Source organism: Acinetobacter sp. AB03, from assembly GCF_058107045.1.
Map to the genome: position 1 here is coordinate 2,010,435 of NZ_JBUEBA010000002.1, position 26,038 is coordinate 2,036,472.

Here is a 26,038-nt window from a genome sequence, read left to right on the forward strand (position 1 = left end):
AGTGAATATAAATCTGTTGGGCTCTCCATTACTTTGTTTATGTTTATATTCGTCGGGATCATGCTTTGCTGCTGCTTTTGAACGTTCAGGCCAAACGATACAACCCTTTTTTGAACATGGAAATTATGCAGAAATTTCTCTGGCTTATATTGACCCAGATGTTTCTGGCCAAGTTCAACAGATCGAGACACTGCAACAGTTTGGCATCACTGACTTTTCAACAGGCAATTTAAGCAATGAACAAGTAATGCTGGGAGCTGCACTCAAACTACAACTTAATCCTCAGTTTAAATTTGCTGTCATTTATGACCAGCCTTTTGCTGTAGACATCGATTATCGCTATCGCCCAAAGATTTACGGTGAAAGTTATGAGGTTGAATCTGCCGATATCGACTTTGAAAGTCATAATCTCAGCTCGCTTTTAGGCTACCAATTCAACCCACAATGGGAAATCTATGGTGGTTTCAGCTATCAAAGCTTTGCAGGCTCTTTAAAAGCGAAAGGTCAGGCCTACTCTGTGTTTGATGGCTATGATGCCGAGTTTAAACAAGATGAAAGCTTGGGCTGGTTAGCAGGTATTAGTTATCAAATCCCTGAATATTATTTTAGAACATCGTTGACTTATCGCTCAGCGATTAAACATGAAATTACTACAACAGAGTCTATCGAAGTCGGCATAGATACACCCAATGTGATGGAAGTGAAAACACCACAATCGGTAAATCTTGATTTCATGACAGGACTTCCCAATCAAAATATCTTGTACGGGACAATACGCTGGGTAAATTGGCAAGACTTTGTCATTCAACCACCCAAATTTAAAGCTGTGATCGATTATGTTGCGATATTTTACCCTGAAGCCACAGACGTCAAACTTATTCAGTACAATGAAGATCAATGGTCTGCAAAACTCGGCTTAGCACACGTATGGAACAAAAAGTGGCTGAGTACTATGGAACTACTCTGGGACTCTGGGATTAATAATCCTGCATCTACCCTTAACCCAAGTGATGGGTACCAAGGTATTGGGCTAGGCAGCATGTACACATATAACACTCAGTTTGATATTGCGGCTGGTCTATATTATTTGCATTTTAAGAAGTCCAAAACATCTTCCGACTCAAATCCACTGGCAAACATTACAGGACTTTCAGCGCTGAATGATAATGATGCATGGATCTTTGGACTCAAATTTGCTCATCATTTTTAAAGGCTTTAGCTAAAATCAGACACAAAAAAAACGAGCCGCAGCTCGTTTTTTTTATGTTAATTACCAGTGGTAACTTACACCCAGTTTAGCAACTGGCATCCACTCGTATTTATCATCGTTACGTACTTCATTGATGTGCTCTGCCACTAAAGCTGCATCAACATTGTCACCACCTTGATATTTTACGTTCGATACTGTTGGGTTGCCTGTATAGTATGCACCGACTTCACCAAAGACACCCCAGTTTTGGTTAATTCGAGGTGAATAACCAATACCTAAATATGGTGAGATATTATTGCTATAGTCAAGATCATAGCTTAATTGGTTTAAACCTGTATCTTTCCCATCAACTTTGATCGTTCCACCATCATTACGGGCTTGTAGACCATATTGTTGATCAACATAGCCAACACCCGCGGCAATATATGCAGCCTGCGCCCATTTGTTAGTACTTGCACCCCATGGACGAATTTCTGCATTTAGATAAGTCAGATTGTTATCCATATCGACATCGTAATTTACATCGTCAACTTCCACATCATCCGACCACGAAATGTCACCACCGTTGTAACCTAATGCTAAACCCACATATGGGTTAGCTGTCCACAACAAAGCGCCGCCATAACCTGTTGTACCAACTTCAGCACGAACACCAGTAGGAATTAATTTATTTTGGTCAAAAGCATAACCATCTTTTACGACTGCATCATCAGCAAAAGCTGTACCTGCGACTGCTGAGATTGCTGCTGCGATTGCAACTAAACGTAATGATTTCATGTTTTTTCTCCTCCAAGCAAAGATATTTTTACATCAATTACCATTTTTTGATGAGGTCATCTTAGAACAGTCTCGGACTGTTTTTTATTCAAGATTTGGGCTGTTTTTGTTATTTTTTGATACATTTTAGATTTTATTGTTGTTGTAAATCACAAATCTTTACTTAATTTTTCTACCCATATAGCCCTAAAAGTCGTATTTCCAATCATTCATTATTATTTCCGATCCTATGCTGTTTTTTCATCTATTCTCTGCACAATTTAGTGTAAAATCAGGAAAATTTTTTTTCTGGAAGGAAGATCATGTCTCAGCTTTCAACAATTATTGAACAAGCGTTTGAAGACCGTGCGAATTTTACAGCAGCGGACTGTCCTGCTGAAGTTCGTGCAGCAGTTGAAGAAGTCATTGCTGGTTTAGATAACGGGACATTACGTGTTGCTGAAAAAATTGATGGTGAGTGGGTTGTTCATCAATGGGTGAAAAAAGCTGTACTTTTATCATTCAAACTAAATGACAACAAACCAATTGAGTCATGTGACCTTCAATTCTACGACAAAGTAGATACTAAATTTACAGGTTGGACTGAAGAACAGTTTAAAGCGGCTGGCGTACGTGTTGTTCCTCCTGCGGTTGCCCGTAAAGGTTCTTTCCAAGCGAAAAACGTGGTGTTAATGCCTTCTTATGTGAACATTGGTGCATATGTTGACGAAGGCACCATGGTTGACACATGGGCAACTGTTGGTTCATGTGCTCAAATTGGTAAAAATGTTCACTTATCTGGTGGTGTAGGGATTGGTGGTGTTCTTGAGCCACTTCAAGCAAACCCAACGATTATTGAAGACAACTGCTTCATCGGTGCACGTTCTGAAATCGTAGAAGGCGTGATTGTAGAAGAAGGTTCTGTAATTTCTATGGGCGTGTTCATTGGTCAATCGACTAAGATTTTTGACCGTGCAACTGGCGAAATTCACTACGGCCGTGTACCAGCAGGTTCTGTTGTAGTTGCAGGTAGCTTACCTTCTAAATGCGGTACTTATAGCCTATATGCTGCAATCATCGTGAAAAAAGTAGATGCACAAACACGTTCTAAAACGAGCTTGAACGACTTACTACGCGACGAATAATTTTTAGTTGTCGTGCGGAACTAAAGTTCCTCATCTCTACGGTTAAGACTAGCCGTAGAGATTTTTGTTTTTCTAACCTGTGGTTTAATTTTGCTATGAATACGCTTCGATCTTCTGCTATCCCTGTTTCTGATCCTTCTGCGGGTCTACGTATCACGGAGATCTTTTATTCTTTGCAAGGAGAAGCCAACACCTCAGGACTGCCAACAGTTTTTATTCGTTTAACGGGTTGTCCACTACGTTGTACTTACTGCGATACGACCTACTCGTTTGAAGGTGGCGAACGCCAATCTTTAGATCAGATTATTCAAACCACACTTGATTTTAAAACCCCTTATGTCTGCGTGACAGGTGGTGAACCTCTTGCACAGCCCAATGCCTTGCCTTTAATGCAACGTCTTGCTGACCTCGGCTGTGCAGTCTCTTTGGAAACCAGTGGCGCTTTAGATGTGTCTAAGGTTGACCTACGTGTTTCAAAAGTATTAGATTTGAAAACCCCAACTTCAGGTGAAGTTGCACGAAATTTGCTTTCGAATCTCGACCATTTAACCCAGCACGACCAAATCAAGTTTGTAATTTGTAACCGTGAGGATTATGAGTGGTCAAAACAGCAAGTTGAAGACTATAAACTCAATGAAAAAGTCAGCACAGTATGGTTCTCTCCTGCTTTTGCCGTTGAGAAAGGTGCTGCTCGTTTACCTCAACTTGCACGTGACTTAGCGCAATGGATATTAGAAGACCATCTCCCTGTTTGCTTCCAACTCCAACTCCACAAGTTGCTTTGGAATGACGAAACTGGTCGCTAATACATTGCCTATTCATCTTTAATTTATATTTGGAGAAATTTGTATGCGCCCTCGTGCCATAGTTTTGTTATCTGGCGGTTTAGACTCAACAACTTGTTTAGCATGGGCGCAAGCACAGTATGACTGTACAGCGCTCAGCTTTATGTATGGTCAACGCTCAACCACTGAGCTCGATGCCGCACGCGAACTGACAAAAAAAGCAGGCGTAGAACATCGTGTCATTAATATCGACTTAGGTAATTTGGGCGGTTCTGCGTTAACAGACCATAGCATTGATGTTCCAGATCATGAACAAGTCGGTATTCCTGTAACTTATGTTCCAGCACGTAACACGATTTTCTTATCTTATGCCCTAGCAGCAGCAGAAGTTTTAGATGCTGAAGCCATTGTGATTGGTATTAATGCTGTTGATTATTCAGGGTATCCTGACTGTCGACCTGAATTTATTGAGGCATTTGCCAACATGGCTCGCCTTGCAACCAAGGTTGGCGTTGAAGGAAAACCTCTTAAATTTGAAACACCTCTGTTACATTTATCCAAAGCAAATATTATTCGCTTAGGTATAGAACATGGCGTAGACTATAGTCAAACGGTGTCTTGCTACCAAGCAGATGACCAAGGACGTGCTTGTGGGAAATGCGACAGCTGCCGTCTTCGTAAAGAAGGTTTTGCAGATGCTGGCGTAGCAGACCCAACGCGTTATATACCGTAACGACAAGGTACAGTTTATGAAAAATTTAAAATCAAACATTTTGCTTTCTACATTGGTGTCTGCAGCTGCATTGTTCGCTACAGCTTCAAATGCTGCTGAATCGAACAAATTACAAGAAGCGTATAAAAGCAGCAATGTAAAATCGGCATTAATTAATGTTTGTAAAGAAGAAACTGCAAAAAGCAAAAAGCTTAGCGCAGCAGAAGTAAGCAAATACTGTACTTGTGCAGTTGAAGCTGATGGTAAGTTGACCAATGCACAAAAATGGGAAATCCAAAGTGCGATCAACCAAAAGAAAAGCCCGTCTACTTTAGCTTTTGTACAAAAGCAAAATAACGACTTACAAACATGTTTCGGTCCACAGTTAACAGGTAAATTAAAATCTTTAACTGAAGAAGCCATGAAAGCTGCTCCGAAAAAATAATTCACTGAATGTGAATGAAGCCTGCTCTATGCAGGCTTTTTTATATGTGCAAAATAGATAGAACCTGAAAATATGCTCACCCAATGGAATACACGCGCCCAAAATCGCAAATTTGTTGCGTCATATAGTGGTGGAAAAGACAGCAGCCTTGCTTTATACCAAGCGATGCAAATGGGTGAACCTGTTGCATTAATTGTCATGTTAGAAGAGCAAGGTCTGAAGTCACGCTCACATGGGATGTCCCTCGGTATTATTCATGCGCAGGCCAAAGCAATTGGACTTCCCATCTACAGTGCCTCTGCGACGTGGCAAGACTATGAAAACCAGTTCATTCAACTGTTACAAAAAGCTCAAGCTCTTGGAGCAGAAAGCTTAGTTACAGGTGATATTGATTTAATGGCACATGCCGAATGGAATCAATCTGTGTGTGATAAAAGTGAGCTCAGGTTATGTATGCCCCTGTGGCAACGTCCGCGTTTAGACATTGTGCATGAGTTTATTCAGCTTAGTTTTCAAAGCATCATCGTTACGGTCAACTTAAGCTTAGGCATGACAGTTGAAGACTTAGGTCAAGTGCTCAGCCTTGAATATATCGATGAACTGGTTGCAAGAGGCATTGATCCATGCGGCGAAGCGGGTGAATTCCACACTACGGTGATTGATGGCCCAATTTTCAAACATCCACTTTCGGTCGTTAAAGGTGATATTCTGTATCATGAGAATTATGCCTTTTTACCACTTGAATTAGAACAACGCGACATTTAAGGATAGAACATGACTGATAGCATCCAACTTCCAAATCAGAACTTTCCAACCACAATGGGTGAAGTGAACTTAACTGAAGTGCCGACTGAGTGGCTGATTGTGTATTTTTACCCGAAAGATTCAACGCCTGGTTGCACAACTCAAGCCGTTGATTTTTCATGTTTAAAAGATCAGTTTGATGCCTTACAAACCACGATCATTGGTGTTTCACGTGACTCGGTTAAAGCGCACCAGAATTTTACAGAAAAGCAGGCTTTAACCATTAATTTAATTAGCGACAAAGAAGAAGTGCTGTGTAAACACTTTGATGTGATTAAAGAAAAAAATATGTATGGTAAAAAAGTGATGGGTATTGAGCGCTCAACTTTTATTTTCCATAACGGTAAGCTGGTTAAAGAGTATCGTAAGGTAAAAGCTGCGGGACATGCTGAACAAGTTTTAGAAGACTTAAAAGCATTACAAGCTTAATGTACATCAGCCCGCAAATGCGGGCTTTGTTTTTTGTGATTTTTTAATTTATAGTTTTTATTGCACACGCTTTTATTTCACAAGCAGTGAAATGGCGATTCCCCACATCACCAGAGCAATGATCGCATCTAGCACATTCCACGCTTTCGGATTTGCAAAAATAGGGATAAGCACACGAGCCCCATAGCCCAAAGCAAAGAAAAACAACCAAGACGCACACACTGCTCCTAGAGCAAAGTACGCAGGTTGCTCAAACTGTGTTGAAATTGAACCCAGTAAAATAACCGTATCTAAATACACATGCGGATTAAGCCAAGTCAGCGCCAAACACAGCAAAACAATATTCACTAGTTGATGCTTTTCAATGGGACTTGCCTCCAAGCCCTGCTGTGATTTGAATGCCCGCAGTGCATGTTGGAATCCATAACAAAACAGGAAAAGTGCCCCTGCCCATTTGGCAAACTGAATAATTTCAGGATAGTGCTGAAGCACTTTTGAAAAACCCGAAACGCCTAAGACAATTAGAATAGAATCCGACAATGCACAGACAAAACATACCCAAAAAACAAACTGCTTTTTAAGCCCCTGTTTTAGCACAAATGCATTTTGAGCCCCAATAGCAATAATAAGGCTCATCCCAACTGCAAGCCCTTGTACATATGTACTTAACATTTTGACTTTTCAACTTAATTGATGATGTCAGGATTATCTTTCATTTTTAGTTAAATTAAGTATTATTTAGAAAATATCAATATAACTAAAATATTTTTAGTTTAAAGTGAGTCCCGATATGCTGAATCATAAACAATGCGACGCATTTTTAGCTGTAGCAGAAACAGGAAGTTTTGACCTTGCTGCTGAACAGCTATGCATTACTGCTTCAGCCGTCACTTTACGCGTACAAAGCCTAGAAAAAAGTTTGGGGCATTTATTAATTGTGCGCGAAAGACCTTGCCGCCCGACACAAGCAGGTCAATCGCTGCTACATTATTTGCAACATAGCCGACTGTTAGAGCAAAGTTTCATTCAGAACCTCACGGGTCATATGAACACCTCTGCCTTTTATCAAATCAACATTGCAACCAATGCCGACTCCTTAGCGACATGGCTGTTGCCCTTGCTACAATCAACATTAATTGAAAAAAAGATCGTGGTGCATTTTCAGGTTGATGACCAATCACAAACCCATCACTTACTTGAAGCCGGTTTGGTAAATGCCTGCGTGACAGATGAATCACAAGCCATGAAAGGCTGCGTAGCGGAATACATTGGCGATATGAACTATCGTTTTGTTGCCACGCCTACTTTTGCACAGCAATGGTTTAAACAAGGTGTCAACCGCGAGTCTCTACGTGCAGCTCCTGCACTGATATTTAACGCAAAAGATCAACTCCACACCACGTATATCCAACAAAAGTTTGGACTCAATCCAACTCAATATCCACATCACTTTATTCCGTCTTCCAGTGCATTTTTTGATGCAGTTACGATGGGACTCGGCTATGGTTGGTTGCCCTATTACCAAGCCAAACCGCGTTTGCAGGATGGCTCATTGGTTGAGTTAGATGCTCAACTCAATATTGATTTACCTTTGTATTGGCATCATTGGAAACAGCAGTCGGTGCAGTTAAATCTGCTGACAGATCTCTTGATTGAACAGGCTCAAGCAGCAATGAACTAAAATAACCCTGAATATAAGTCTTTGAGATCATGGAGCCTCTATTGCACTTTCCACTGCCCTGACAGTTGAATATTCACTTTTTCGCCTACACCTCCCATGGCTTTTTTCATGCCAAAGTCACTTCGATTAATCACGGCTGATGAGTGAACATCCAGTAGATTGGCATTATTGGCACTCGGTTTTAAGGTGGTGCTAAAGCTAACAGGCTTGGTAATGCCGCGAAGTGTTAAGTTTCCGGTAATATTATATTGACCGCCACCCAAGTCTTTAAAACTGGTGCTTTTAAAATTAGCGCTTTTGTACTTAGATGCATAAAACAAATCTTCACCCAAAATCATATTTTTCAGTGAAGGCTTGCTCAAGCTTAGGCTATTTACATCTATCACAAAATTCGTTGAAGCCTGCTGTGGTGCCTTGGCATCAAACTGCATACTGGATTGCACCCGATTAAACTTAGCTCTTACAACAGTTACACCCAAGGATTTAATTTCAAAACCTACATTACTCTGAGGTGTCAATGTCCATGACTGGGCTTGCACTTGAGTGCTGAATGCAAATGTAACACCTGCAATCATCAAAGCATTTTTAATGACCGTATGACTTGCAATCTGTTTCGTCTGTTGTTTTCTATCCATGGAACTCGATCCTCGTCGAAATATTTTTATTCGACTGAGAACATTAGTCTAAATTGGATAGGTCCTGAGTTAAAAATTTGTGTTGTAACTGTTTATATATTTCACTTTGTTGGAATTTATGTAAAAACTCACTGGTCCCCAATGGAAACGCCTGCTCTAAAATATCGCCTCGATAATAAGCCTCACGAACAGGTGTTGCAGACATCGCGTCTTGTAGACTATCGAGCTCAACCATTTGCCACTCAGGAAAAAGCTGTAAATAATACGAGGAATCATCTTTAAAATGGCCAATCAGTCCAACCTTCGCCTCAGGTGTGACTACATGATTCACTAATTTTTTTACCAATTGCACCCATTTAACATCATTATAAACATCAATTACATGTACAAAGTGAATCCGTTTTTGATGTGCTTCTGAAAAGTTCGATAAAATCATTTCTTCACGTTCAGATGCTAAAAATGGATTTTTCGTATTTCGTTCATTTTGCGCAGAGCCTAAAGCCAAAATGACATTTTCACTTTGCTCTAAAGCAATCTTGATGGTTTGCATATGTGCCAAGTGAAATGGCTGGAAGCGACCAATGAATACGAGATAATCAAATGTATATGGCATAAATCTTTTACTTTTTTATGAACTGGTCAGTTGTGTCGATCATAAAATTATGCGACATAATGAGCCCATAAAATTAAACCAAACTTTCTAGCAAGGATAGTACGATGACACTGAGCTGTATTCAACAACCTCATCAACATTTGAATGCAAAACTAGACAATGGCGTACTGACATTAGCCATTCACCGTCCTGAAGCAAAGAATGCGTTGTATGGCGAACTTTATTTATGGATTGCAAAAGCTTTAGATGAAGCAGATCAGGACAATAGCGTTCGTGCCGTGATTCTACGTGGTGAAGACGCAGACTTTACCGCAGGCAACGATATGCAAGACTTTATGAAATCTGCTGCACAAAAAGGTCAAGCACCTGCATCTGAAGGCCCTCCATTTATTTTACTCAAATCTGCTGCGAAGTTTTCTAAACCGTTGATTGCTGCTGTACGTGGTGTGGCGATTGGTATTGGAGTAACAATCTTATTACATTGTGACTTGGTTTATAGCGACAACACTGCCCTATTCCAAATTCCATTTGTCAGCCTTGGTTTATCACCTGAAGGGGCTTCAAGCAAATTATTGGTAGAACAAGCTGGCTATCATAAAGCAGCAGAATTACTGCTGACTGCTCAGAAGTTTGACAGTGTAACTGCGGTTTCTGCAAACCTTGTGAACAGTATTGAAGATGATGTGTATGTAGCGGCTACCAAAAAAGCAGCACAATTGTCCGCTTTACCTTTAGCCTCTTTAGTACAGTCTAAAGCGTTAATGAAGCACAATGTAAATGAAATTGTGGCTTGGATTGATCATGAAGCTGAAATTTTTATGGATCGCGTGGGTTCACCCGAAATGATGGAAGCTGTAGCTGCATTTATGCAAAAACGTAAACCTGATTTTTCCCAGTTCAATTAAAGCTTCATAACTTGACTGAAAAAACCACTACGTTTATTAAGACGCAGTGGTTTTTTTACTTTTAGTCCCAACATATTTTAAAACCCAATCTGGAAATACTTCTTATGTCGAACACTACAGAAAAAAAACGCTATTTTGAGCCTGCGCCACAAGACATTGATGTTGAAAATTTTAAAAAAGTTATTCAAAGTCGTCGTTCTGTGCGTAAGTTTACGGATAAGACCATTCCAGCCGATATGCTTGATGACTGTTTAGATTTGGCACTGCTTGCACCAAATTCATCCAACTTACAGCCTTGGACTTTTTATGTGGTGCAAAACCCAACGAAGAAAAAACAACTAGTCAAAGCTTGCCTAAATCAGCTTGCGGCAAAAACTGCGTCAGAATTGATCGTGTGTGTCGCGCGTACAGACCGTAATGATGAAATGGCAAAACGTAATATTACCGAGTTCCCTTTTCCTGAAGCGCCTGCAAGTGTACTCAAATATTACAAGTTTATTCCTTATAACTATAAGACAGGTTACTTAAATGCATTAGGTAACTTTAAGAAAGTGGCTTTCAAAATAGCACGTAGTTTAGACAAACAACTGCCTGTAACCGCATTTAATCAAGCCGATGCCAAACTTTGGGCAAGTAAAACCACAGCTTTAGCATGTGAGAACCTTGTTTTAGCTTTACGTGCCTACGGTTTTGATAGTTGTATGATGGAAGGTTTTGATGAGCCTTTGGTGCGTAAATTGTTAAATCTGAATGATCAGCAATACCCTGTGATGGTGATTGGTGCAGGTGAGCGTGCAGAAGATGGTGTGTTTTTCCCGCAGTATCGTTTTGATCGTGAGTTATTTATTCAGAAGGTTTAATATTAGTTTTCTCAATGGAATCCTTTCATTAAAGTTTTAATTTCAGGATTAACCTTCGGTTTTGCCTACTTTTCTTTCGGGAAAAGTAGGCAAAACCATTGTCATTCGCAAAACTCGTTCTATTCCGTCGTTTATCAATTTAGTCGCAGAAACTTTATCTGATAAATTAAGTCCTGCCTCAAACAGTTGCGAATGCCGTTAGCGTGTCTAAAATATATTTTTAGGTTCATCATTAAAGTACATCGACCATCTGAATAAACTCAAAAGCTGGCTCTTCATAGGGATGGCTTAATGTTAAAGCCTTTGCCACAGCAGAGGCTTTTTCCTCTGGAACAATGGTTTCCACCCGCCACTCTGGAATTTTCTCCAAAGCATCCAACTCACCTATAAACGGATTTGCGTCTTTTACAGGTTTAAACTGGCCTGTACCCAAAACTTGCCATGCACAGTGTTCATAGTTTCCTATACCACCTGCCCCTGCTTCAAAAATCGCAAGTTTGGTAGATTCAAGATGAGATTCTGGAACATAGTAAATAAGTTTGAGCATGGAACTAATCTTTATGAGAATTTGATAATTTTTCGGACTCGGCTCTTATATCCCAAGTTGAGAAAAGAAACACCGACATGGTTCCTGCTAAATTCACTGCTAATTCTGCATGTCTCGAAGATGGTTTAAAATTCTTCTGCCCTTGTCCATGTGCATCACCAACTTTATTTCTTAATGCACCTAATCCCTCAACAATAGAACTACAACCGCCCAAAATCTGCTTAAAAGTTTGCTCTGTATGTTGTGATGGAGATAGGTTCAACTTTTTGTTTAATAGACGGTACAAATGATTAATATCAGGACTATTTCCATAATCAACATTGAAGTCATCCAATATATGCTTACAAGTAGATTCCAATAATGTTCTCGACAACGTAATTGCCCCTTCGGGATCTGTACTTCGTCTTTCTAAAGCTTTACCCCATATTTGATGAATGTAATCAGAACTTAAACCTTCAATTTTATTCATCACTAGATGGTCTAATGGAGTTGTATCTAAACTTTCCAAGACATCGAACAATTCATTAAAATCATCATAGATATGTTGTTTACATTCCTCATAACCATTAAAAGTATTTTTTAAATAGTCATTCGCCTGATCTAAAGATCTAGAATTTTTCACTAATGTTGGAAGATAAGGTTTTAGATTATTAATTTTAATCAGCTCATTTCTCAATTGAATAAATGCTTCGTCAGAGCCTTGCTCTAATTTGTCTAAGACTCTAGAGATGATTAACTCTTGTAATAATGAAACTGTTTTTATTAAATCTGTCATTTTTAGTCTTAAATATTCAAACTTTAAATATTTTATAAGTATATAAAAATAAAGCCATAAATATTTTTGAATATCTTATCATCAATAAAAATCCACCTTTCGTTGGTTCTTTAACTTTCAAAAATCACATCTGCAATGCATAACCCAAAATCAAAAAGATCAATTGCAAGCTCAAAATCACAGCAAACAACTTCCATCCTTTTTTACGCAATGCAGACTTATCGACTGCTTCGTATGTAACTGTTTTAATCATGTCATCACCTCATACATGAGTGTTGATACTGAAATTGTTTAGTGATCCATCTTTCTTCTATTTTGCATGATATTTGTGCATTTATTACACAATATCACTTTTACATAAATATAAAAGCAAAATCTAAACCAACTTCAGCGGGAGAATTAAAAAAATAAAAAACGATTCAATAAAAAAGCCACCCGAAGGTGGCTTTTCAAAACCCAGACTTCAGATTAACCAATGAACTTACGTGCATTACGGAACATACGTAACCATGCACCGTCTTCTGTCCAATCTTCAGGCTTCCAAGAATGCTGTACCGCACGGAAGTTACGTTCAGGGTGCGGCATCATAATCGTTGCGCGACCATCTTTCGATGTGACACCTGAAATCGCTTCTGGTGAACCATTCGGGTTCATTGGATAGTGTTGAGTTGGGTTACCTTGGCTATCGACATAACGCAAGATTACTTGATTACCTGTATTTAATGCAGCCAAGTTATCCGCGCTTGTCACCACACGACCTTCACCATGTGCAACTGCGATCGGCAGGATTGAACCTTCCATACCTTCTAACAATACAGAGTTCGATTTTTCAACACGAACATTGACCACACGTGCCTCAAACATCTCAGAAGTGTTGCGGTGAAAACGTGGCCAAGCTTCAGCACCCGGAATCAGTGGTGCCAATTGCGACAACATTTGACAGCCGTTGCAAATACCAAGAGAGAACGTTTCGTCACGGTTGAAGAATTTTTCAAATTGGTCACGAAGTTTCGGGTTGAACAAAACTGATTTCGCCCAGCCACCACCAGCGCCCATTACGTCTCCGTAAGAGAAACCACCACATGCCACAAGACCTTCAAAGTCATCTAGGCTGATACGACCTGCAAGCAAGTCGCTCATGTGCACATCTACAGTGTTGAAACCAACTTTGTCGAATGCAGCAGCCATTTCCACATGACCGTTTACGCCTTGTTCACGTAAGATCACCATGTTTGGACGACGTTCGTTGATGTACGGCGCTTCGATTGGCTCATTCAAATCAAATGTTGGTTTTGCAATAATACCTGCATGTGATTTGTCCGTAATTAATGCAAATTCTTGATCCGCTGTTTCTACGTTGTCACGTAGACGCTGGATTTGATGTGATACTTCAGTCCACGCCACTTGCAAATCTGCACGTTCAAGCACTAAACCATTTACCATCAATTGATCGGTGTTGTTTACCGTACCAATAACCGCAATTGCATCGCGTAATGTAGATGCCGCAACTTCGTCTGCAAGTGTTGCCCAATCAGACGCGCTGATTTGAAGCACTGCACCAATTTCTTCTGCAAATAAACTTGCAGTTGATTGATCTTCTAAAGCCACACCGAGACGTGCTGCAAACATCATTTCTGCAACAGTTGCAAGCAAACCACCATCACCGATGTCGTGGTAAGCCTTAATTAAGCCGCGGTTATTCCAGTCTTGAACCAATGCAAAGAATGCTTTGAAGTCGTCAAAACTATCCACATCTGGTGTCACTGAACCAATCGCTTTATAGACCTGAGCAAGGATCGAACCGCCTAGACGGAACTGACCTTTAGAAAGATCAATACGGACAAGTATTGATTCTTCATTTTTCAATTCAGGCGTTAAAGTTTTACGTACATCCGTAACTGGTGCAAATGCAGTGATCACGCCTGACATCGGTGAAGTCACCGATTTGTCTTCGCCTTCGTCATTCCAAGTCGTACGCATAGACAATGAGTCTTTACCCACTGGAATTGCAATACCCAGTGCAGGACACATTTCCATACCGATGGCTTTTACACCTTCGAATAAAGCTTGGTCTTCACCTTTCTGTCCTGCTGCCGCCATCCAGTTTGCAGACAATTTAATGTCACTGATCTGGTCGATTTTTGCAGACATAATATTCGAGATCGACTCTGCAACCGATAAACGTGCAGATGCCGCAGGATTTAACAAGGCAACGGGTGGACGTTCGCCCATCGCCATTGCTTCACCTGTGTAGCCTTGTAAGCTTGTTGTAGTCACTGCTGCATCTGCAACAGGAACCTGCCAACGACCTACAAACTGATCACGTGCAACCATACCTGTAATTGAACGGTCACCAATGGTGATCAGGAATGATTTCGATGCAACCGTTGGATTTTTAAGTACACGGTAAATCGCATCTTTTAAATCTGTGACTTTAGATGCATCAAAGTCGTCGCCTTGACGTTCAATCGTTTCATACGAACGGCTCATACGAGGTGTGCCACCTAGCATGACTTGCATTGGCATATCCACGGCTTTGTTATCAAACAATGGATCGTTCACCGTCAATTGACGCGCTTCAGTTGCTTCACCTAAAACGGCAAACGGACAACGCTCACGTGCACATAATGATTCAAATAATTCTAAAGAACTTGGACGAATCGCCAACACATAACGTTCTTGCGCTTCGTTTGACCAGATCTCCATTGGAGACATGCCCGGTTCAAGCGATGGAATCTTACGCAAATCAAGAATCGCACCCAGTTCGTGGTCATTCACCAGTTCAGGCATTGCATTAGAGACACCACCTGCACCCACGTCATGCACAGACACGATTGGATTGAAGTCTTCCATGCGCCAGCATGCATCAATCACTTCTTGGCAACGACGTTCCATTTCAGGGTTTTCACGTTGTACAGAAGCGAAGTCTAGGTTTTCACCGAGTTTACCGCTGTCTACAGAAGATGCCGCACCGCCACCAAGGCCGATCAGCATTGCAGGCCCACCAAGGACGATCAATAAGTCACCCGGTTGAATCGCATCTTTTTCCACGTGGTCTGGACGGATGTTACCGTAACCACCAGCAATCATAATTGGCTTATGGAAGCCTTTTACATCGCCATTGACATTTTGTTCAAATGTACGGAAGTAACCATTTAATGCAGGACGACCAAATTCGTTGTTAAACGCAGCACCACCCAGTGGGCCTTCAATCATAATTTGAAGCGGAGATGCCATACGAGATGGTTTGCCGTAGTTTTCTTCCCAAGGCTGTTCAAAACCGGGAATATTTAAGTTAGACACTGTAAAGCCAGTTAAACCTGCTTTGGGTTTACCACCACGACCTGTTGCGCCTTCGTCACGAATTTCACCACCCGAACCAGTCGCAGCACCCGCAAATGGCGCAATCGCTGTTGGGTGGTTATGCGTTTCCACTTTCATCAGGATGTGAGCCGCTTGACTCTTGTATTTATAAACGTGGTGACCAGTCGCTTCATCTTTCTTTGGATAGAAACGCTGAGTATCAAAACCAACGATCACCGAAGCATTGTCTTTATATGCCGACAATACATCTGTTGGTGATTCTTTATAGGTGTTTTTAATCATTTGGAACAATGACAATGGCTGTTTTTCACCATCAATTGTCCATTCAGAACCAAAGATTTTATGACGACAGTGCTCAGAGTTTGCCTGAGCAAACATCATCAGTTCGATATCGTGTGGATTACGGCCGAGCTTGTTAAAAGCAGCAACCAAATAATCAATTTCTTCATCAGAGAGTGCAAAACCAAACTCAGAGTTTGCTTTTACTAAAGCGTCTTTACCCTGACCTAATATGTCAATTGCATTTAAAGGCTTTGGTGCAGTTTCAGAGAACAATGCAGCCGCGTCTTCAATTTGATTGAACACACTTTCAGTCATACGGTCATGTAAAACTTGTTTTACTGCATCCGATACTTCAGAAATACCTTTTAAAGTAAACAAAACACCGCGTTCTAAGCGGTGTATCGGGGTATTACAGTTAGCAAAAATATCCGTTGCCTTTGATGACCACGGCGAAATTGTGCCTACACGTGGCGTCACGAGGACTTGAACTTCATCACTTGTCGCTTCGCGAACTTGGAAGGTTGCGCCATCATTTAATAGCTGCAAAGCAGATTGCTGTTGTTGCTCGTCGAGCGCTTGGTCGAAAAGGTAAACCCATTGGCTTTCTATTGATTGAACAGAACTGATAGACGATAGACGTGTTAAAAGTTGTGTTTGCTTAAAAGAAGAGTGTGCAGGTGCACCGGCAACGATAAACATGCTGTTTTTGGCTCCACGGGCAGGTCTAGACAACCTACCTCAATGTGACTTGAAGAGAGCGCATATTCTACTGTGTATTGCCAAAATCAGCTAGTCGTCTACGACTTAAAAAAGTGAGATTTCTTTGTTTTAAAAGATCAATTTACTTTGACTTTAAAAATCAAACATGATTAGTAACAAATGTTTTAAGGGATAAATTTAAAAGATGCCCGACTTTTAGGCTTTGATTCGATTCTAAAAACCATTTTCAATTGATATTTAAGCTGCAAATAACGAAGTCGATAGCCTCCTTTAGAACAAACATGACTGCTTTAAGATGTTCTATTTCTGAAAACTTAATACTGCATAAATTAAAAGACAACTTATGTCGCAGCCCTCTAGAGCTCGTCACACTTTTTTGGCATGATGAAGCCAATAACTCACTGAATAACGATAAATGATGCAAATGCGTTGGTTGGAACTGCTCTCAACAGTTCGTATTGGAAGTAAAAAACAAAATACCGAATTGGCACGTAGCCCATTTCACAAAGATTATGACCGAATTATTTTTTCTCAAAGTTTTCGCCAACTGAACCGAAAAACCCAAGTCCATCCTCTGACTCAACACGATGGCATTCACACCCGTTTAACGCATTCGCTTGAAGTCTCCTGTATTGGCCGCTCTCTTGGCATGCTGGCAGCGGAAAAGATCAAAGATGAATTACCAATGTGGATTTCCCCTGCCGATGTTGGAGCCATTATTCAAGCTGCTTGTTTAGCACATGATATTGGGAACCCACCGTTTGGTCATGCGGGTGAATATGCTATTCGTGAATGGTTTGACGATGCATCACATGGCAACTTTTTAGAGAAACTTTCCGCAGAAGAACAAGCCGATGTGCGTCAGTTTGAAGGTAATGCCCAAGGTCTACGCTTACTGACTAAAATTGACTATCACCCTAATGATGGTGGCATGCGTCTGACCTATGCAACGTTGGGAGCTTACTTAAAATATCCGTGGCTATCGAAAACCATCGAATCACAAGGCAATACTCCTGCCAGTAAACGTGCCAAATTTGGCTGCTATCAGGCAGAAAAAGAAATCCTGCAACAAATCGCTGAACAACTCGGACTGATTCAACTGGGTGAATATCATTATTGCCGTCATCCGCTAACTTATTTACTTGAAGCCGCAGATGATATTTGCTACGCCCTGATTGATCTTGAAGATGGCATCATTTTAAACATGTTGTCTTATGAAGAAGTTGAACCGATTTTTTTAAGCTTGCTTGGTGAATATAGCGCACCAACTGAACTGTCGATGCCAGATACTACATGGCAGCAAAAAATTGCAGCCCTGCGCGGGCGCGTGATGAAACGTCTGGTTGAAGAAGTCACATCGGCTTTTGCTAAGCATCATTTTGAAATTTTACGCGGACAACTGGCCGGCAGCTTACTGCAATACTGTGCTGCTGATATTGAGTTAGGCATTAACCGTGCAAAGGATTTAGCCCGCGATAAAATATTTGAACACCCACAAAAAGCGGGTTTGGAAATTATTGCCCATCAAAGTTTGCAAAACATTTTAGATGCCTTTATTCCGCTGACAACACCGCATAAAACATTAAGTTTTAAAGAACAACGCTTAATGGCTATTTTATGTCGTTCTGGTGCGCACTTTGGTAGCAACCATTATGAAAATATCATGCAGGTCTTAGATATTATTTCTAAATTTTCAGACCACCAAGCGTATAACTTGTCTCAAGAGTTACAAGGCAATAAGGCAGGATTGATTTAAATGTGTCATCAACATCCAGTTTGATGATAAAGCCATCAACCTCAACTCAATTTTCCGTGAGCCTTTTGCCTTTCTGCGCAATGCTCACTACTATGTAACCATTGATAAAAAGTGAATCACACAACATGATCGGATGTCTTATTGGTGAAGTCTTCGCACTAGAAGCACCCACCGTACTTTTAAATGTAAATGGTGTCGGTTATGAAATTGATACACCACTCACCACATTTTGCCAGTTACAAAAAGGTCAGAAAATCACCTTATGGACGCACCTTGCAGTGCGTGAAGATGCTCAACTACTTTATGGCTTTTTGCATCAACAAGAAAAAATCATTTTCCGCACGCTGTTAAAGGTCAATGGTGTCGGCCCTAAAATGGCTTTAGGTATTTTATCCACGCTCAGCGTCGATATGCTGATTCATACTGTCGAACATGAAGATATCAACACACTGGTTAAAGTACCGGGCGTGGGTAAAAAAACCGCTGAACGCCTCATGATCGAACTACGTGATCGCTTTAAAGCGATGTCTTCAGGCACAGTGCCAAGCAACTCAACCGTTGAACAAATCCATTTCACAGGCAACTCTGCCGTGTCAGAAGCTGAAGCGGCCTTACAATCTTTAGGTTACAAACCTTTAGAAGCACAGAAATTGGTCAATGCTGCAAAAGGTGATTTTACTGAGGCGAGCGACATCATCCGTGCTGCACTCAAATCGATGAATAAATAATTCAAATAGACACACCAATACACCTAAATTGGATACACGAAGGCGACATGGATGTCGCCATGTTGGATTGGGATATAAGGACATATCCTCAATCCAACACAAGATTTACTTGCGGACTTTTAAATATATTTAAAAGCCCTCATTTTGATCTTTCAAAAGTAAGGCAATGCCTACACAATGGTACCTAAACACAAATCATAATTTGAGGCTGTGCCTCGAAAGTTTAGCCAGAGATTGATTTAACTATATGCAAGACCGTCTCATCGGTGGTTCCGAAAAACCCGAAGATCATATCGACCGCGCTATCCGCCCGACCTCACTCGATGACTACATCGGTCAGCCCGTGGTTCGTGAACAAATGGAAATCTTTATTGGCGCAGCACGTGGTCGTAGTGAAGCCCTTGATCACACCTTAATTTTTGGTCCGCCAGGACTGGGTAAAACTACACTTGCCAATATTATTGCGCGTGAAATGGGGGGAAACCTCAAGTCGACTTCCGGCCCAGTATTGGAACGTGCTGGGGACTTGGCAGCCATGCTGACCAACCTTGAAGAAGGTGATGTGCTGTTCATCGACGAAATCCACCGTCTTTCTCCCGTGATTGAAGAAATTCTTTATCCAGCCATGGAAGACTACCAACTCGATATTATGATTGGTGAAGGTCCTGCGGCTCGTTCAATTAAGCTCGACTTACCCCCTTTTACTTTAGTTGCCGCAACCACACGCGCAGGTCTACTCACTTCTCCTTTACGTGACCGTTTTGGTATTGTGCAACGCCTTGAGTTCTATTCAGTTAGTGACTTGACGCATATTGTGACTCGTTCTGCCAATTTGATGGATGTACCTATTACGCGTGAAGGTTCAGCAGAAATTGCACGTCGTTCTCGCGGCACACCACGTATTGCAAACCGCTTACTACGTCGAGTTCGTGACTATGCGCAAGTCAAAGGTACTGGTGAGGTGACACAAGACATGGCTCAGCGTGCCCTCGATATGCTCAATGTCGATAAAGATGGTTTAGACACTTTAGACCGTCGTTATTTGAGTATGTTACTTGAACGTTTTGATGGCGGCCCTGGTGGTGTAGAAGCTTTGGCAGCAGCGATGGCTGAAGACTCAGGTACATTAGAGGACGTGATTGAACCGTATTTGATTCAACAAGGTTATGTCATGCGGACAGCCCGTGGCCGTATTGCCACCAATATGGCGTATTTGCAGTTTGGTATGACACCACCTGAGCCGAAACATTAAGCAAAAAAACTAAGCCTGAAAAATAGGCTTAGTTTATGAATTTATCTAAAACCATCTCATTTTTTAAAAGTTTTTTTGCAATGAGTTTAAATTTTGCAATGTGATTTCTATATGCTTTAATGTCTTCCTGCAATGTACTACTTTTACGTAATAGAGCATTATTTAATAAAGCACCATCTAAAACAATGTCTCTTAAAATTAGATTTACCTCAGTTTGAAAATCAGCAGTATAGTAAAAAACTTCAAATGATATTTTCACCTTTAAAGCCTGCATATTTTTCAATCTTCCTTGGAGTTCTTTATATATTTCATAACCATACGTACCCTTTTGAACATGCTTTGATAAATCAATCTTTATACTTTCCATCGCAGTAAATCCAATAAATGTTGATAAATTTTCCGCCTCAGTTAGAAAATCAACTACCAATCTTTTAAATTCATTTCTATCCTTATTAAAACCATCTATTTTATTCTTCATAAGTAATTGTTTATATTGATTTTCAATTAAATTACTATTTGATTCCATCATTAGTCTTTCAGAACTTTCTATTTGCTTAATTACCGCATCAAAAGACTGCTTCGTTAAATCAAAACTTTTTCGTCCATACCAATATGCCAACCAAGTAGCTAAGCCACCTAAAGCTAATGCAATCACAACAGAAAGTGCAAAAGACAAAATAGCCGTTTTGTCTGTAGAAGCATTTAATTCCATATGTGTTTTAGCAGGCTGCTGGAAAACTATTGTTTGCACACTTGGTTGTTGAGGCACTGTCCAAGGAAGTTGAATTACTATATCGTTAGAATCTTGCTTAGGCATATTTCAAACTTATTTTTAACTTATCAAGTGGCTTTATCATACTAAACTTCAAATAGGCTTGAACACAAAGTAAGGTTTATAAAGAAGAAATTTCTCTCACATCCTCCACCAGCATTAACTCACACGCCCCATTTCCTGTGTCTGTCCGACTCAGTGAACTGCGCCACTTCCAACCATCAGCCGACTTAACTTCAACCAGTTGCCCTTTTAAATAAACCATGTCATCCACATCAATATCTGCAAGTTTTTGTGCAACAACTTTATTGGCTGGGATCAAATGCGTATTGGCACTACTCGAGGCAATGTCATTTACTGGAATGGGTGGATTGTTCTCATAACGCCAATAATACCAACGATTACTTTGTGTAATAGATAGTTGCTTATAGACCTCTGGCTTCGCCATCTCATTCCAACCTAAAGCAAAATCAACAGGACTCAGCTCTGCTTCACGACCCATCCTATAGTTTTCACGCGCCAACACACGAAACTCTCCTACATATGGTTCTAAGGAAGTAATTGTGTAGCCTTCAACGTACTGTACATTTTCAGTCGGTGAATATAACTCTAAACTTCTGCTTCCTTGCTCAGGTTTAAGCCAATATGTCCACAGCGCAAATGCCACAGCCAAAATAAGCAGCAGCTTAAAATAACCATTCATTCCCTTATCCTTATATTTTTATAGCCATACTGCGCTCAACTTCCCCAACAGTCATGAATCACAATATTTGACATCTTGTGCCATTGGAGTGAAATCTCATAATGCTAAACTGCGACGCATTAGTACTTTGACGTGCACCAATTTTAAGACCCTGTCCTTAAATATAAAAGCGCCAAGTCAATCTAAATCGACTCGTACAACTGGAAAACGGAATACTCTCATGGCGAATAAATTTGAATTCAACATTCGTGTCTATATTGAAGATACTGATGCAGGTGGCATTGTTTACCACGCCAATCATATTCGCTTTATGGAGCGTACCCGTACCGAGTGGTTACGTGCTTCTGGTGTAGATCATTACTGGCATCAAAAAGACTATAACTTCGTTGTACACAAAATTAATGTGAAATATTCACGTCCAATTTTAATGGATGATTTAATTACTGTTACAGCAAGTGTTGTTTCGTGTAAGGCTACGTCATTTGTGTTGCAACAAAATATTTATCGTGGTGAAATCATGCTTGCATCTGGTGAGGTCGAATTGGCATGTATCAGTTCAGAAATGAAACCACGTCGACTTCCCGATGAAATCCGCGAACTGATTCTAAAAGAATTAGGACAAGACTAAAAAAATTATTGGCACATGTAGTAACTATGGCAACTCAACTCGAATCATCTCTTCAAGTTTCAGATCTAATATTACAAGCAAGCCCAGTCGTACAACTGGTAATGCTGGCTTTACTTTTGGCCTCGCTGTTTAGCTGGTATCTGATTGCCAAGTTACACATGAGTTATAAAAAAGCACAGGCAGACGATGACCATTTCCAAAAAATTTTTTGGTCAGGTGCTGAACTGAATACGCTGTATAACAATGCGCAACTTAACTCCAAACGTGTCGGCCTTGAGGATATTTTTTATCAAGGTTTAGGCGAGTTTTTAAAACTAAAAAAACGCAATGCTGCTCCAGCACAAACCATTGAAGGCACAGAACGTATTTTACGCGTCGGTCTAAGTCGTGACCAAAGCCAACTTGAACAAGGCTTAGGTGCTTTGGCCAGCATTGGTTCTGTGGCCCCGTATGTTGGCTTATTTGGTACCGTTTGGGGCATCATGAATGCATTCATCGGTTTAGCAGACGTAGATCAAGTCACCCTTGCAACGGTTGCACCGGGTATTGCTGAAGCCCTCATTGCTACAGCGATTGGTTTATTTGCAGCGATTCCTGCGGTATTGGCATTTAACCATTACACAGGAAAAGGCGAAACGGTTTACTCCGATCGTGCTTTATTTGCAGAAGAAATGGTTGCGTTATTACAACGTCAGTCTTTGGGTGAAACTAAGGAACATGACTAATGGCAATTCAACGTTCAGGGCGCTTCGAGCGCATTAAGAAACCACTAAAAAGTGAGATGAACGTCGTCCCATATATTGACGTGATGCTCGTATTATTAGTGATTTTTATGGTCACCGCACCCATGATTACGAGCGGCATCAATGTCGATCTTCCTCAGGCCAATGGCAACCCCATTGAATCAAAAGATGCACCTGCAATGGTCAGCTTAGATAAAGAAGGTCGCTATTTTCTTAAATATAAAACACACAGTTCAGCTGAACCTTTGGCTTTATCTGAATTGACCTCTATTTTAAGTGAAGCACAGCAACAAGCTCAGGCTGAAAATAAAACTTTAACCGTTGTTGTGGAAGGTGAACAGTCACGCTCTTATGGCGAAGTCATGTCGCTCATGAACAGTCTACAAGAAGCGGGTCTCAGCCAAGTTGGATTACTCACAGAGCCATTAAAGTAATTTATGAAAGATTTTAAAAAGCCACCGTTTAAACAAAAAGCTATCGCGCTTGGATTTACCTTTGGTATCCATGTGATTGCTGTTGTTGGCTTACTTTATCTTGGTATGAGTAAACCACCAGAGCCACCGAAGCAAATTAGAACTGTGCTCATCAAACCTGAGGACTTAAAGCCTGTTACGCTTGAAGAAACAGAGTTTACTGAAACAGCACATGAAAATGTCGCCAAAGAAATCACACAAACTGCTCCGCCCGCTGTAGAGCCTGCACCTGTTATCCCAACCGCGCCACCTATAACACCCATTGTGCCAAAGGTCGACGCTCAAAAAGCAGCAGCGGATGCCAATGCTGCTGAAACGGCAGCGCGTAAAGCTGAATTACAGCAGCAGATTCAGGCACGTGCAAAGGCAGAAGCTGAAAAACTACAAGCTCAGCAAGAACGTGCTGCTACCCGTGCAGCGGAGCAAGCTAAAGATGCTGAGAAAGCCAAAGCAGATGCAGCGGCGACAGCCGAAGCAGACGCCAAACGCCGAGCAAACTTAGAAGCATTGAAAAAAGCAGAGGCAGTACAAAAAGCTAAGCTAGAGGCACAAAAGAAAGCGGATCTCGCTAAAAAGCAGAAGCAAGACGCTGATGCAAAGGCCAAAGCAGATGCAGATAAAGCCAAGGCTGCCGCTGATGCAAAACGTAAAGCCGATGCGGACAAAGCAAAAGCCGCCGCTGATGCAAAAGCCAAGGCAAATGCCGATGCTAAAGCTAAAGCAGATGCTGCGAAGACCAAAGCTGACGCTGATGCGAAACGTAAAGCTGATGCTGATAAAGCTAAGGCAAATGCTGACGCAAAAGCCAAAGCTGATGCCGAAAAAGCCAAAGCCGCTGCTGATGCCAAACGTAAAGCTGATGCCGAAGCCAAAGAGCGTGCGGCTGAAGAAGCACGTGCTTCATCTGCAAAACAAGCTGCCGAAGAAGCCGCGCAAAAGAAAGCTGAAGCCAAGCAAATTGCTTCAACGGCTAAGCGCGACTTTGAAAATAAAATTAAACGCGCTTGGGATACCCCAGCAGGCTCAAGTGGTAAGACCGCAACAGCGCGAGTGACCTTATCTGATAACGGTTCCGTACGTTCGGTGATTGTCAATTCAAGTGATCCTGACATGAAAGCCAGTGTTGAAGCTGCTGTTCGTTCTGCTGCCCCCTACCCAATGCCTTCAGATCCAGAAGCACGCCGGCAAGCACAAAGCTTTACCTCATCCTTTACTGCGAAATAATCCAAATCCCCTGAACAGTCAGGGGATTTTTTAGCCTAAAGCTCAGTACTTTTATATATTCAAATAACTTATTTTAAATACATTTAATCTGTATCCATGCTCAATAGTAATCGATGTGAAGTCTTTAATTTCAGTCGATATTTCACTCAATACAAGCGAGCCTCCACTCCCCCTTATCACACATATCTACCTATGCGTTTTTGCATTTACGCTTAAACGACTTAATTCTTACTCATTTTTCACAGTGTTATAACAGATCAGTCATAATTTCATGCTTTTAATATTAGGGCGTGTCCCTAATTTGAATAAGCCCAAAAGAGCCCTATTTTAACCCTATATTTCAACAAAATATAGGCAAACACAAACAATGGCGAGAACCGCAATAACTGACAACATATGGGAACAATTACAAACAACCATGAAAGCGCACGGCTGTCATCAATGGAAGAACGACCGTACCGTGATGGAAGCCATACTATGGAAGCTAAGAACAGGTGCACCATGGCGAGACATACCTACTGAGCTAGGGTCATGGAAAACCGCTTATAACCGCTTTAACCGATGGTCTAAAAAAGGCTTGTGGCAGAATTTTTTTTTGATCTACGAAAAGAAATTGACAAAGAATGGGTATTCATCGACGGAAGTTATGTACGGTGTCATCAACATGCAAGTGGAGCTCGGCGTGGTTTCGATAGAGCAATTGGACAAAGCCGTGGCGGAAACACGACAAAAATACACCTATGTGTGGACTCGCATGGAAATCCGCTCGATTTTAAAGTCACTGGGGGTAACGTGCACGACAGTCAAGTTGCAAACGACTTGATAGAAGTCATACAAGAAGCCCAGTATTTTATCGCTGACAAAGGGTATGACTCGCAAGAAATCAGAGATAAAGCGATAGAACACGGTATGAAAGCTATTATACCAAAGCGTAAAAATGCCAAGCAACCTAACCCTGATTTTGATAGCTACCTTTATAAATTACGCCACTTAGTCGAGAATGCATTTGCACGATTAAAGCAGTTTCGTAGTATTGCTACTCGCTATGAGAAATTAGCTCGTAATTTTAAATCGATGCTTTACTTGGCTTGCTCTATTATTCATGCTAAGTTAAATTGAGGACACGCCCTA

At 41.0% G+C, this 26,038-nt stretch carries 28 protein-coding genes; 18 read left to right on the top strand and 10 right to left on the bottom strand.

Annotated features, from left to right (window positions below; all coding sequences use genetic code 11):
• Position 1 precedes the first annotated feature (1 nt).
• Positions 2 to 1,210, top strand: a complete 1,209-nt coding sequence (locus ACY3FQ_RS10255; protein ID WP_262469853.1) for an OmpP1/FadL family transporter — start codon at positions 2 to 4, stop codon at positions 1,208 to 1,210.
• Between the two features lie 60 nt (positions 1,211 to 1,270).
• Here ACY3FQ_RS10255 and carO read toward each other — a convergent pair whose 3' ends face one another.
• A complete protein-coding gene (carO, locus tag ACY3FQ_RS10260; protein WP_201950893.1) occupies positions 1,271 to 1,987 on the bottom strand; it encodes an ornithine uptake porin CarO in 717 nt (238 codons plus the stop codon).
• Positions 1,988 to 2,289: 302 nt separating this feature from the next.
• Between carO and dapD the strand changes: the two genes are divergently transcribed.
• The 6 genes from dapD to ACY3FQ_RS10290 all read left to right on the top strand — a co-directional run bounded on the left by dapD (position 2,290) and on the right by ACY3FQ_RS10290 (position 6,286).
• Positions 2,290 to 3,111, top strand: coding sequence for a 2,3,4,5-tetrahydropyridine-2,6-dicarboxylate N-succinyltransferase (gene dapD, locus ACY3FQ_RS10265; RefSeq protein WP_004693827.1), 822 nt, complete (start codon positions 2,290 to 2,292; stop codon positions 3,109 to 3,111).
• 95 nt (positions 3,112 to 3,206) lie between these two features.
• Positions 3,207 to 3,917: a 7-carboxy-7-deazaguanine synthase QueE gene (gene queE / locus ACY3FQ_RS10270; protein WP_201950891.1), complete on the top strand. Its 711-nt coding sequence runs from the start codon at positions 3,207 to 3,209 to the stop codon at positions 3,915 to 3,917.
• Between the two features lie 43 nt (positions 3,918 to 3,960).
• Positions 3,961 to 4,629 carry a 7-cyano-7-deazaguanine synthase QueC gene (queC, locus tag ACY3FQ_RS10275; RefSeq protein ID WP_005399706.1) on the top strand — a complete coding sequence of 223 codons (669 nt, stop codon included), beginning with the start codon at positions 3,961 to 3,963 and terminating at the stop codon, positions 4,627 to 4,629.
• A gap of 16 nt (positions 4,630 to 4,645) precedes the next feature.
• Positions 4,646 to 5,053, top strand: coding sequence for a hypothetical protein (locus tag ACY3FQ_RS10280; protein ID WP_004980581.1), 408 nt, complete (start codon positions 4,646 to 4,648; stop codon positions 5,051 to 5,053).
• Between the two features lie 72 nt (positions 5,054 to 5,125).
• Positions 5,126 to 5,818: a Dph6-related ATP pyrophosphatase gene (locus tag ACY3FQ_RS10285; protein ID WP_201950888.1), complete on the top strand. Its 693-nt coding sequence runs from the start codon at positions 5,126 to 5,128 to the stop codon at positions 5,816 to 5,818.
• 9 nt (positions 5,819 to 5,827) lie between these two features.
• Positions 5,828 to 6,286, top strand: coding sequence for a peroxiredoxin (locus ACY3FQ_RS10290; protein ID WP_201950887.1), 459 nt, complete (start codon positions 5,828 to 5,830; stop codon positions 6,284 to 6,286).
• Positions 6,287 to 6,358: 72 nt separating this feature from the next.
• Here ACY3FQ_RS10290 and ACY3FQ_RS10295 read toward each other — a convergent pair whose 3' ends face one another.
• Positions 6,359 to 6,958 carry a LysE/ArgO family amino acid transporter gene (locus ACY3FQ_RS10295; RefSeq protein WP_114837103.1) on the bottom strand — a complete coding sequence of 200 codons (600 nt, stop codon included), beginning with the start codon at positions 6,956 to 6,958 and terminating at the stop codon, positions 6,359 to 6,361.
• Positions 6,959 to 7,076: 118 nt separating this feature from the next.
• Here ACY3FQ_RS10295 and ACY3FQ_RS10300 point away from each other — a divergent pair, with 118 nt between their 5' ends.
• Positions 7,077 to 7,967, top strand: a complete 891-nt coding sequence (locus tag ACY3FQ_RS10300; protein ID WP_195728880.1) for a LysR family transcriptional regulator ArgP — start codon at positions 7,077 to 7,079, stop codon at positions 7,965 to 7,967.
• A 38-nt stretch (positions 7,968 to 8,005) separates the two neighbouring features.
• Here ACY3FQ_RS10300 and ACY3FQ_RS10305 read toward each other — a convergent pair whose 3' ends face one another.
• Both ACY3FQ_RS10305 and ACY3FQ_RS10310 read right to left on the bottom strand, forming a co-directional pair.
• Positions 8,006 to 8,602, bottom strand: coding sequence for a YceI family protein (locus tag ACY3FQ_RS10305; protein ID WP_489774018.1), 597 nt, complete (start codon positions 8,600 to 8,602; stop codon positions 8,006 to 8,008).
• A 43-nt stretch (positions 8,603 to 8,645) separates the two neighbouring features.
• Positions 8,646 to 9,215, bottom strand: a complete 570-nt coding sequence (locus tag ACY3FQ_RS10310; RefSeq protein ID WP_126036059.1) for a nicotinate-nicotinamide nucleotide adenylyltransferase — start codon at positions 9,213 to 9,215, stop codon at positions 8,646 to 8,648.
• Between the two features lie 104 nt (positions 9,216 to 9,319).
• On the opposite strand from ACY3FQ_RS10310, the gene ACY3FQ_RS10315 reads away from it, so the two are divergent.
• Complete coding sequence (locus ACY3FQ_RS10315) at positions 9,320 to 10,120, top strand: enoyl-CoA hydratase-related protein (RefSeq protein ID WP_201706274.1); 801 nt, start codon at positions 9,320 to 9,322, stop codon at positions 10,118 to 10,120.
• Positions 10,121 to 10,224: 104 nt separating this feature from the next.
• On the top strand, positions 10,225 to 10,980 hold the full coding sequence (locus ACY3FQ_RS10320; protein ID WP_201706273.1) for a nitroreductase family protein: 756 nt from the start codon (positions 10,225 to 10,227) through the stop codon (positions 10,978 to 10,980).
• 232 nt (positions 10,981 to 11,212) lie between these two features.
• On the opposite strand, the gene ACY3FQ_RS10325 is transcribed toward ACY3FQ_RS10320, so the two are convergent.
• The 4 genes from ACY3FQ_RS10325 to purL all read right to left on the bottom strand — a co-directional run bounded on the left by ACY3FQ_RS10325 (position 11,213) and on the right by purL (position 16,607).
• Complete coding sequence (locus tag ACY3FQ_RS10325) at positions 11,213 to 11,527, bottom strand: YqfO family protein (RefSeq protein WP_201706272.1); 315 nt, start codon at positions 11,525 to 11,527, stop codon at positions 11,213 to 11,215.
• A 4-nt stretch (positions 11,528 to 11,531) separates the two neighbouring features.
• Entirely contained in the window at positions 11,532 to 12,302 is a 771-nt protein-coding gene (locus ACY3FQ_RS10330; RefSeq protein WP_201706271.1) for an abortive infection family protein, read from the bottom strand.
• A 124-nt stretch (positions 12,303 to 12,426) separates the two neighbouring features.
• A complete protein-coding gene (locus ACY3FQ_RS10335) occupies positions 12,427 to 12,555 on the bottom strand; it encodes a KGW motif small protein (protein WP_004693854.1) in 129 nt (42 codons plus the stop codon).
• Positions 12,556 to 12,770: 215 nt separating this feature from the next.
• On the bottom strand, positions 12,771 to 16,607 hold the full coding sequence (purL, locus tag ACY3FQ_RS10340; RefSeq protein WP_201950876.1) for a phosphoribosylformylglycinamidine synthase: 3,837 nt from the start codon (positions 16,605 to 16,607) through the stop codon (positions 12,771 to 12,773).
• A gap of 436 nt (positions 16,608 to 17,043) precedes the next feature.
• Here purL and ACY3FQ_RS10345 point away from each other — a divergent pair, with 436 nt between their 5' ends.
• The 3 genes from ACY3FQ_RS10345 to ruvB all read left to right on the top strand — a co-directional run bounded on the left by ACY3FQ_RS10345 (position 17,044) and on the right by ruvB (position 20,364).
• Positions 17,044 to 18,384, top strand: coding sequence for a deoxyguanosinetriphosphate triphosphohydrolase (locus tag ACY3FQ_RS10345; protein ID WP_151836263.1), 1,341 nt, complete (start codon positions 17,044 to 17,046; stop codon positions 18,382 to 18,384).
• Positions 18,385 to 18,509: 125 nt separating this feature from the next.
• On the top strand, positions 18,510 to 19,112 hold the full coding sequence (gene ruvA / locus ACY3FQ_RS10350; RefSeq protein WP_151836264.1) for a Holliday junction branch migration protein RuvA: 603 nt from the start codon (positions 18,510 to 18,512) through the stop codon (positions 19,110 to 19,112).
• Between the two features lie 247 nt (positions 19,113 to 19,359).
• On the top strand, positions 19,360 to 20,364 hold the full coding sequence (gene ruvB / locus ACY3FQ_RS10355) for a Holliday junction branch migration DNA helicase RuvB (protein WP_151836265.1): 1,005 nt from the start codon (positions 19,360 to 19,362) through the stop codon (positions 20,362 to 20,364).
• Between the two features lie 28 nt (positions 20,365 to 20,392).
• Here the strand turns inward: ruvB and ACY3FQ_RS10360 are convergent, their stop codons facing one another.
• A complete protein-coding gene (locus tag ACY3FQ_RS10360) occupies positions 20,393 to 21,181 on the bottom strand; it encodes a hypothetical protein (protein WP_004693865.1) in 789 nt (262 codons plus the stop codon).
• 76 nt (positions 21,182 to 21,257) lie between these two features.
• Positions 21,258 to 21,839 carry a hypothetical protein gene (locus tag ACY3FQ_RS10365; RefSeq protein WP_151836600.1) on the bottom strand — a complete coding sequence of 194 codons (582 nt, stop codon included), beginning with the start codon at positions 21,837 to 21,839 and terminating at the stop codon, positions 21,258 to 21,260.
• A 220-nt stretch (positions 21,840 to 22,059) separates the two neighbouring features.
• Between ACY3FQ_RS10365 and ybgC the strand changes: the two genes are divergently transcribed.
• The 5 genes from ybgC to ACY3FQ_RS10390 all read left to right on the top strand — a co-directional run bounded on the left by ybgC (position 22,060) and on the right by ACY3FQ_RS10390 (position 26,026).
• Positions 22,060 to 22,467, top strand: a complete 408-nt coding sequence (gene ybgC / locus ACY3FQ_RS10370; protein ID WP_004693869.1) for a tol-pal system-associated acyl-CoA thioesterase — start codon at positions 22,060 to 22,062, stop codon at positions 22,465 to 22,467.
• 26 nt (positions 22,468 to 22,493) lie between these two features.
• The gene (tolQ, locus tag ACY3FQ_RS10375) at positions 22,494 to 23,192 is read left to right on the top strand and encodes a protein TolQ (protein ID WP_004693871.1); all 699 of its coding nucleotides are present in this window, start codon (positions 22,494 to 22,496) and stop codon (positions 23,190 to 23,192) included.
• Positions 23,192 to 23,644 (top strand): protein TolR, encoded by a 453-nt coding sequence (tolR, locus tag ACY3FQ_RS10380; RefSeq protein WP_004693872.1) that lies wholly within the window; start codon positions 23,192 to 23,194, stop codon positions 23,642 to 23,644. The genes tolQ and tolR overlap by 1 nt, the downstream gene beginning before the upstream one ends.
• Positions 23,645 to 23,647: 3 nt before the next feature.
• Positions 23,648 to 24,907: a cell envelope integrity protein TolA gene (gene tolA, locus ACY3FQ_RS10385; RefSeq protein WP_201950873.1), complete on the top strand. Its 1,260-nt coding sequence runs from the start codon at positions 23,648 to 23,650 to the stop codon at positions 24,905 to 24,907.
• Between the two features lie 367 nt (positions 24,908 to 25,274).
• Positions 25,275 to 26,026, top strand: a protein-coding gene (locus tag ACY3FQ_RS10390) for an IS5-like element IS1301 family transposase (RefSeq protein ID WP_151532474.1) whose coding sequence is annotated in 2 segments (ribosomal slippage) — positions 25,275 to 25,476 and positions 25,476 to 26,026 — 753 coding nt in all. Because the reading frame shifts where the segments join, the coding sequence is not laid out codon by codon here.
• The last annotated feature ends 12 nt before the right edge of the window (positions 26,027 to 26,038 follow it).

What these genes read in the sequence shown, in the direction of transcription:
- tolA (WP_201950873.1), top strand. Translation starts at nt 23,648, where the DNA reads ATGAAAGATTTTAAAAAGCCACCGTTTAAACAAAAAGCTATCGCGCTT.
- ACY3FQ_RS10360 (WP_004693865.1), bottom strand. Translation starts at nt 21,181, where the DNA reads ATGCCTAAGCAAGATTCTAACGATATAGTAATTCAACTTCCTTGGACA.
- ACY3FQ_RS10345 (WP_151836263.1), top strand. Translation starts at nt 17,044, where the DNA reads ATGATGCAAATGCGTTGGTTGGAACTGCTCTCAACAGTTCGTATTGGA.
- ACY3FQ_RS10315 (WP_201706274.1), top strand. Translation starts at nt 9,320, where the DNA reads ATGACACTGAGCTGTATTCAACAACCTCATCAACATTTGAATGCAAAA.
- ACY3FQ_RS10365 (WP_151836600.1), bottom strand. Translation starts at nt 21,839, where the DNA reads ATGAATGGTTATTTTAAGCTGCTGCTTATTTTGGCTGTGGCATTTGCG.
- ACY3FQ_RS10280 (WP_004980581.1), top strand. Translation starts at nt 4,646, where the DNA reads ATGAAAAATTTAAAATCAAACATTTTGCTTTCTACATTGGTGTCTGCA.
- ACY3FQ_RS10300 (WP_195728880.1), top strand. Translation starts at nt 7,077, where the DNA reads ATGCTGAATCATAAACAATGCGACGCATTTTTAGCTGTAGCAGAAACA.
- queE (WP_201950891.1), top strand. Translation starts at nt 3,207, where the DNA reads ATGAATACGCTTCGATCTTCTGCTATCCCTGTTTCTGATCCTTCTGCG.
- ACY3FQ_RS10325 (WP_201706272.1), bottom strand. Translation starts at nt 11,527, where the DNA reads ATGCTCAAACTTATTTACTATGTTCCAGAATCTCATCTTGAATCTACC.
- ruvB (WP_151836265.1), top strand. Translation starts at nt 19,360, where the DNA reads ATGCAAGACCGTCTCATCGGTGGTTCCGAAAAACCCGAAGATCATATC.
- tolQ (WP_004693871.1), top strand. Translation starts at nt 22,494, where the DNA reads ATGGCAACTCAACTCGAATCATCTCTTCAAGTTTCAGATCTAATATTA.
- ACY3FQ_RS10335 (WP_004693854.1), bottom strand. Translation starts at nt 12,555, where the DNA reads ATGATTAAAACAGTTACATACGAAGCAGTCGATAAGTCTGCATTGCGT.
- dapD (WP_004693827.1), top strand. Translation starts at nt 2,290, where the DNA reads ATGTCTCAGCTTTCAACAATTATTGAACAAGCGTTTGAAGACCGTGCG.
- ruvA (WP_151836264.1), top strand. Translation starts at nt 18,510, where the DNA reads ATGATCGGATGTCTTATTGGTGAAGTCTTCGCACTAGAAGCACCCACC.
- ACY3FQ_RS10290 (WP_201950887.1), top strand. Translation starts at nt 5,828, where the DNA reads ATGACTGATAGCATCCAACTTCCAAATCAGAACTTTCCAACCACAATG.
- ACY3FQ_RS10295 (WP_114837103.1), bottom strand. Translation starts at nt 6,958, where the DNA reads ATGTTAAGTACATATGTACAAGGGCTTGCAGTTGGGATGAGCCTTATT.
- ACY3FQ_RS10285 (WP_201950888.1), top strand. Translation starts at nt 5,126, where the DNA reads ATGCTCACCCAATGGAATACACGCGCCCAAAATCGCAAATTTGTTGCG.
- queC (WP_005399706.1), top strand. Translation starts at nt 3,961, where the DNA reads ATGCGCCCTCGTGCCATAGTTTTGTTATCTGGCGGTTTAGACTCAACA.
- ybgC (WP_004693869.1), top strand. Translation starts at nt 22,060, where the DNA reads ATGGCGAATAAATTTGAATTCAACATTCGTGTCTATATTGAAGATACT.
- ACY3FQ_RS10305 (WP_489774018.1), bottom strand. Translation starts at nt 8,602, where the DNA reads ATGGATAGAAAACAACAGACGAAACAGATTGCAAGTCATACGGTCATT.
- ACY3FQ_RS10310 (WP_126036059.1), bottom strand. Translation starts at nt 9,215, where the DNA reads ATGCCATATACATTTGATTATCTCGTATTCATTGGTCGCTTCCAGCCA.
- ACY3FQ_RS10320 (WP_201706273.1), top strand. Translation starts at nt 10,225, where the DNA reads ATGTCGAACACTACAGAAAAAAAACGCTATTTTGAGCCTGCGCCACAA.
- carO (WP_201950893.1), bottom strand. Translation starts at nt 1,987, where the DNA reads ATGAAATCATTACGTTTAGTTGCAATCGCAGCAGCAATCTCAGCAGTC.
- ACY3FQ_RS10330 (WP_201706271.1), bottom strand. Translation starts at nt 12,302, where the DNA reads ATGACAGATTTAATAAAAACAGTTTCATTATTACAAGAGTTAATCATC.
- tolR (WP_004693872.1), top strand. Translation starts at nt 23,192, where the DNA reads ATGGCAATTCAACGTTCAGGGCGCTTCGAGCGCATTAAGAAACCACTA.
- purL (WP_201950876.1), bottom strand. Translation starts at nt 16,607, where the DNA reads ATGTTTATCGTTGCCGGTGCACCTGCACACTCTTCTTTTAAGCAAACA.